Origin of the sequence: Saccharopolyspora sp. 7B (genome assembly GCF_020177435.1) — a bacterium.
Taxonomy (GTDB): Bacteria; Actinomycetota; Actinomycetes; order Mycobacteriales; family Pseudonocardiaceae; genus Saccharopolyspora_C; species Saccharopolyspora_C gregorii.
Map to the genome: position 1 here is coordinate 1 of NZ_JAIUKC010000248.1, position 5,978 is coordinate 5,978.

The 5,978-nt window shown below is 72.8% G+C and carries 6 protein-coding genes; 4 read left to right on the forward strand and 2 right to left on the reverse strand.

Going from position 1 to position 5,978, the window contains the following annotated elements; genetic code table 11:
* Window positions 1–151: 151 nt before the first annotated feature.
* Window positions 152–703, reverse strand: coding sequence for an XRE family transcriptional regulator (locus tag LCD33_RS28065; RefSeq protein ID WP_224957591.1), 552 nt, complete (start codon window positions 701–703; stop codon window positions 152–154).
* Window positions 704–757: 54 nt separating this feature from the next.
* Between LCD33_RS28065 and LCD33_RS28070 the strand changes: the two genes are divergently transcribed.
* Window positions 758–1,654 (forward strand): DMT family transporter, encoded by an 897-nt coding sequence (locus LCD33_RS28070; protein WP_224957592.1) that lies wholly within the window; start codon window positions 758–760, stop codon window positions 1,652–1,654.
* Between the two features lie 147 nt (window positions 1,655–1,801).
* Here LCD33_RS28070 and LCD33_RS28075 read toward each other — a convergent pair whose 3' ends face one another.
* On the reverse strand, window positions 1,802–2,056 hold the full coding sequence (locus LCD33_RS28075; RefSeq protein WP_224957593.1) for a hypothetical protein: 255 nt from the start codon (window positions 2,054–2,056) through the stop codon (window positions 1,802–1,804).
* 270 nt (window positions 2,057–2,326) lie between these two features.
* Here LCD33_RS28075 and LCD33_RS28080 point away from each other — a divergent pair, with 270 nt between their 5' ends.
* The 3 genes from LCD33_RS28080 (at window position 2,327) to LCD33_RS28090 (ending at window position 5,837) form a co-directional block, all read left to right on the forward strand.
* Window positions 2,327–3,052 carry a GntR family transcriptional regulator gene (locus LCD33_RS28080; RefSeq protein WP_224965805.1) on the forward strand — a complete coding sequence of 242 codons (726 nt, stop codon included), beginning with the start codon at window positions 2,327–2,329 and terminating at the stop codon, window positions 3,050–3,052.
* Window positions 3,053–3,138: 86 nt separating this feature from the next.
* The gene (locus LCD33_RS28085; RefSeq protein WP_224957595.1) at window positions 3,139–4,497 is read left to right on the forward strand and encodes a cation:dicarboxylate symporter family transporter; all 1,359 of its coding nucleotides are present in this window, start codon (window positions 3,139–3,141) and stop codon (window positions 4,495–4,497) included.
* Window positions 4,494–5,837: an adenylosuccinate lyase family protein gene (locus tag LCD33_RS28090; RefSeq protein WP_224957596.1), complete on the forward strand. Its 1,344-nt coding sequence runs from the start codon at window positions 4,494–4,496 to the stop codon at window positions 5,835–5,837. Before LCD33_RS28085 ends, LCD33_RS28090 begins: the two co-directional genes overlap by 4 nt.
* The last annotated feature ends 141 nt before the right edge of the window (window positions 5,838–5,978 follow it).

The window sequence follows — 5,978 nt, forward strand, 5'->3', positions numbered from 1 at the left end:
TTCGGCGACCTCGCCGACGTGGACACGCTGATCACCGATGACGGCATCGACGAGCAGGTGGCGGAGGAGATCCGGCGCGGGGGGGGGGGGGGGGGGGGGGGGGGGGGGGGCCCGCCCCCCCCCCCCCCCCCCCCCCCCCCCCCCACGTCGGTCAGGAGACGACGTTGCGGAGGAACGTGGTGGTCCCCGCGGCGTCGTTGACGTAGGAGTACCGCTGCGCGCTGGAGTAGATCGCGTAGTCGCCCGCGTCCACGACCGCCACCTCGTCCTCGCGCTCGATGCGCAGCCGCCCGGCCGTCACGAAGACCATCTCGTGCCAGCCGGCGGGGTCCGGTTCGGCGTCGTAGCGGTCACCGGCGGCGAGGCTCCAGGTCCACAGCTGCGCCTGGTCACGAGCGGGCGCGCTGCCGAGCAGCACCGCGCGGCTGTCGGCCTCGGCGCCGCGCCACGCGGTCGCCTCGATCCTGCCGGGCGGGGCGGACGGCGGGCTGACGACCTCGACGAGGGTGGCGCCGAGGGTGCGGGCGAGCTTGTCGAGCCCGGAGAGGCCGATGTTCGCCTCGCCCGCTTCCAGGTTGATGATCGTGCGCCTGCTCAGCCCGGCTTCGGCGGCGAGCGCGGACTGGCTGAGCCCGGCCTCGTGGCGCAGTCGGCGGAGGTTGTCCGCGACGTGCACCAGGACGTCCGGGGGCGGCTCTTGCACGTGCAGGATTCTACACATAACGTGGTGCAATATGTTGCACATTCGAGTCGGGTGGTGAACCGGCACGAGCTGGCGCTGGTGGGCATCACCGTGATCTGGGGCGGGACGTTCCTGGTCATCCACACCGCCATGCGCTACTGCGGGCCGCTGTTCTTCGTCGGCGTGCGGTTCCTGGCCGCGGGCGTGCTCAGCCTCGTGGTGTTCCGCCGGGCGTTGCGGGGCATTAGCCCGCGGGAGCTGGGCGCCGGGGCGGCGATCGGCCTCACGATCTTCCTCGGCTACGGGTTGCAGACCTGGGGGTTGCAGACGATCAGCAGCAGTTCCTCGGCGTTCATCACCGCGCTGTACGTGCCGATGGTGCCGCTGCTGCAGTGGGCGGTGTTCCGCAAGGCGCCGCCGGTGCCGGCGCTGGTCGGTGCCGCGCTCGCCTTCGCCGGGCTGGTGCTGCTGGCCGGTCCCGGGGCGGCGGGGATCTCGATGAGCGGCGGGGAGCTCGCCACGCTCGTCGGCGCGGTGGCCATCGCCGCGGAGATCGTGCTGATCGGGACGTTCGCCGGGAAGGTCCGCCTCGGCGGGGTCACCGTGGTGCAGCTGCTGGTCAGCGGTGCGCTGTCGCTGGCGATGATGCCGGTGGCCGGTGAGGCGCTGCCCGCGTTCTCCTGGGTGTGGCTGGTGGCGGCGCTCGGGCTCGGCGCGGCGAGTTGCCTGATCCAGATCGCGATGAACTGGGCGCAGCGCGAGGTCCCGCCGACGCGTGCCACGATCATCTACGCGGGCGAACCCGTGTGGGGCGGGATCTTCGGTCGCCTGGCGGGGGATCGGCTGCCGGGGCTCGCGCTCGTCGGCGCCGCGCTGATCATCATTGGCACCCTGGTCAGCGAGCTGAAATCACGCCCGAAGTCCGAAGTGGACATTCCTGCCGCCGAACTGTCCGAGTCCACCACCCGCTGACCGGTCAGCCCCTGCCCCGGCCCGGACGTCTCCGGGTTCCGGGGCGCGTCAGCGGTCTGCCCCGACCGGCACGACCGCGCTGCCGGGTGGGGTAGGTGACGCGACCCGGCGGACCGCGCTCCGCTCGACGATCGTCGAGCTCGCGCGTCAGCCGCCGATCTCCTCGCCGAAGCGGAGCAGGGAGCGGAAGAAGTCGATCGGGGCGCTGAGCACCGAGCGGGCCCCGTCGCCGAGCGCTCCCCACCAGTGGTTCACCCCGCCCGCCGCGCCGCTCGGATCCTTCGCGATCACCGCGAGCAGCACGACCAACCCCAGCAGCACCAGCACGATCACCAGGGCGATCAGGCATCCGGTGTTGCGCAGCCGCTTGCGCCAGGACCCGCGCGCGGAACGTTCGGACATGGCAGCCCACCTTCGTCGAGTGGCACCGGACCCTAGAGCAACCGCGGCCCCGTGGGGAGACCCGCGACCGAATCGCCGCCGGATCGTCCCGCGAACGCCCGCGGCGAGACGATCGCCGACGGCGAGATCGACCGCGTCGCGGCTCCCCGCACCGCCTTCGCCTGACGGCCGCGGGTGATCGGTCCGCTCGTCCGCCGGGCGGGCCGTTCACCCGGGCGGGAGCGGGCGGTGTGGGAGGCTGCGGGAGTGGAGGGTGTCGAGACGTCGTCGATGAAGGAGCCGCGCTACCTGCGGATCGCCCGCGAGCTGGCGGCGGACATCGGGGCGCGCAGCTGGCCGCTGGGGGAGCGGATGCCGCCCGAACCCGAGTTGGCGGCCCGGTTCGGCGTCTCCCGCGAGACGTTGCGCAACGCGCTGCGCGAGGTTGAGTCCTGGGGCCTGGTGTCGCGGCGCAAGGGCGACGGCACCCGGGTGCGGCGGCTGGCCCCGGTGGAGCGCTTCGACACCTCGTTGAACAGCCTGGAAGAGCTGACCCAGTACGGCAGGGACGCGGTGCGGGAGGTCGCGGAGGTCGCGGAGGTCGCGGTGGACGCCGAGCTGGCGGCGGTGACCGGGTTCCCGGTGGGCGCGGCGCGCGCCCGGTTGACGACGCTGCGCCGGGCCGAGGAGGGCTCGGTGGTGTCCTGGTCGCAGGTGTACCTGGCGCCGGAGGACGCGGCGGTGGTGTCCGGCGAGTTGGGCCGCAGCACCCGGTTGATCAGCGACCTGCTGGCTGAGCGCACCGGCCGGACGACGCACCGGGTGGACCAGCAGGTGCGGGCGGTGCCGATGCCCGCGGAGCCGGCGGCGGCGCTCGGGCTGGAAACCGGTTGCCCGGCCTTGGAGTTCGTCCGGCGCTACTTCGACGCGGCGGGCGAGCTGTTCGAGGTGACGGTCGGGGTGCACCCGGGCGGCAGCTTCAGCTACCGCACGACGCTGGTCCGCTCCGGGCAGTAGTGCCCTGCGCGCGGGCATTGACAGGAGGGCACCGCAGCCTCAATTCTGTCTAGACAGAAACTGTCTAGACACAAAGAGGTGCAGGCATGAAGTCAGCGGAGCAGCTCCGCGACGGAGGCGCACCGGCCCGCCGCTCCCGCTGGTACACCGGCGTCGGCAACCAGGTGCTGATCTCGATCGTGCTGGGCATCGCCGTCGGTGCCGCGTTCCCCGGGTTCTCCGCCCACCTGAAGGTCGTCGGGGACGTCTTCCTCGACCTGATCAAGGTCGCGGTCGCGCCGCTGGTGTTCTTCACCATCGTGCTCGGCTTCGCCTCGGCCGGAGACCTGAAGAAGGCCGGGCGCACCGGACTCCTCGCCCTGGTCTACTTCGAGGTCGTCTCGACCGTCGCCCTGCTGCTGGGGCTGCTGGTGGGGAACCTGACCGGCGTCGGCACCGGAGCGGGCGCGCTGCGCGGCGCGCAGCACCCGGCGGCCCCGGACACCGGTGCGCACGAGGACTTCCTGGACACCGTGGTGCCGGACAACTTCGCCGGCGCGTTCACCTCCGGGCACCTGCTGCAGGTCGTGGTCATCGCCGTGCTGTTCGGCATCGGGTTGCTCTCGATGGCGCCCGTTGTGCGGACCCGGCTCGGCGCCGGGCTGGAGACCGCGTCCGAGGGCTTCTTCGCGATGATCGGCGTGATCATGCGGCTGGCGCCCCTCGGCACCTTCGGCGCCATCGCGTACTCGGTCGGCACCAACGGGTCCGCGATGCTGCTGGCCCTGGCCGAGCTGGTGGCCGAGTACTGGATCGTGGTCGCGCTGTTCGTCCTCGTCGTGCTCGGCGGGATCTGCCTGGCCATCGGGGTGAACGTGCTGCGCCTGCTGCGCGCGGTCCGCACCGAGCTGACGCTGGTGCTCGGCACGGCCTCCTCCGAGGCCGGGTTGCCCGGCCTGCTCAAGAAGCTCCCGCGGATGGGGATGTCGCAGCAGACCGTCGGGCTGGTGCTGCCGACCGGGTACGCGTTCAACCTCGACGGCACCTCGCTGTACATGGCGCTGTGCACGCTGTTCCTCGCCAACGCCTACGGCATCCCGATGGGGCTGGAGCAGCAGCTCGGCCTGCTGTTGATCATGCTGCTGACCTCGAAGGGCGCGGCGACCGTCTCCGGCGGGACGTTCGTGGTGTTCGCCTCCACGATCACCGCCACCGGCTACCTGCCCGTGGACGGCGTCGCGATCCTGTTCGGCGTGTACCGGGTGATGTCGATGGCGGTCTCCACCTGCAACACCTTCGGCAACGTGGTGGCCACGCTGGTGATCTCGCGGTGGAACGGCGACCTGGACCGGGACCGGTTGCGCGCCGTCCTGGCCGATCCGGCGCTGCTCGACCGGGAACCCGAACCCGAACAGATCGCCGCCGCGCGCGGCACCGACCCCACGACCTCCGGGAGCAACGCATGAGCAGCACCGTGTTCGACTCGGTCCTGTACCGGGAGATGTTCTCCACCGGCCCGATGCGCGAGGTCTTCAGCGACGCGAGCTTCCTCGCGCGGATGACCGAGACCGAGAGCGCCCTCGCCCGCGCGCAGGCCACCGTCGGCGTGGTCCCCGCCGAGGCGGCGCGCATCATCACCGACTCGGTCGACCCGGTCGCGCTCGACCTGGAACGGCTGCGCACCGAGACCGAGAACGTCGGCTACCCGGTGCTGCCGCTGGTCACCCAGCTCGCCGAGCAGTGCGGCGAGGCGGGCGGCTACCTGCACTGGGGCGCGACCACCCAGGACATCATGGACACCGCGACGATGTTGCAGTGCCGCGACGGGCTGGACCTCGTCGCCACCGCTCTCGATCGGGTGCGGGCGGTGCTGCGGCGGCTGGCCGCGGAGCACGTCGACTCGGTGGCGGCCGGGCGCACCCACCTGCAGCACGCGCTGCCGGTGACGTTCGGATTCCGGTGCGCCGTCTGGGTTTCCGCGCTGGACCGCCACGCCGAGCGGCTGGCCGCGGCCCGCGAACGCGACCTGATGGTCCAGTTCGGCGGGGCGGCCGGAACCCTGGCGTCCCTCGGCTCCGGGCCGGAGGGGCTCGCGGTCCGCGCGGCTCTCGCGGCCGAACTGGGGCTGCGCGACCCGGAGATCACCTGGCACGTGGCCCGGGACGGGCTCAACGAGATCGTGTCGCTGCTGGCGGCGATCGGCGGTTCGCTCGGCAAGATCGGGTGGGACGTGACGATGCTGTGCTCGTCCGAGTTCGGCGAGGTCGCCGAACCGTTCGTGCCCGGCCGCGGCGCGAGCTCCACCATGCCGCAGAAGCGCAACCCCATCTCCAGCGAGCTGATGGTGGCGGCGGCGAAGCTGCTGCGCGACCGGGCCGCCACCATGCTCGACGCGATGATGCAGGACTTCGAGCGGGCCACCGGGCCGTGGCACCTGGAGTGGGCGACCGTCCCGGAGGCGTTCCAGCTGGCCGCTTCCTCCTTGCACCAGGCCGAATTCATGCTCGGCGGCCTCGAAGTCGACGTCGACCGGATGCGCGCCAACACCGACCTGACCGGCGGTCTCATCGTCGCCGAGGCCGTGATGATGGCGGTCGCGCCCGAACTGGGCCGCCAGCGGGCGCACGAGGTGGTCTACGACGCCTGCCGCCGCGCCATCGAGGGCGGGCAGGACCTCGCCACCGAGCTGCGCGGGCACCCGGAACTGGTGGAGCGGCTCGGCGAGCGGCGCATCGACGAGCTCTGCGACCCCGCCAACTACCTCGGCAGCGCCCGCGCCATGACGCGGGGCGTGGTCGGCGGCTGACCCACCGCCGGGGGGGGGGGGGGGGGGGGCGCGCGCGGGGGCGGGGGGGGGCGGGGGCGGGGCGGCGAGTCGCTCGTCGGGAACCGGGAAATCGGGTACCGGGGCGTCGGGGCAGGGCGGAGCGGGGAGCCGCCGGAGCGG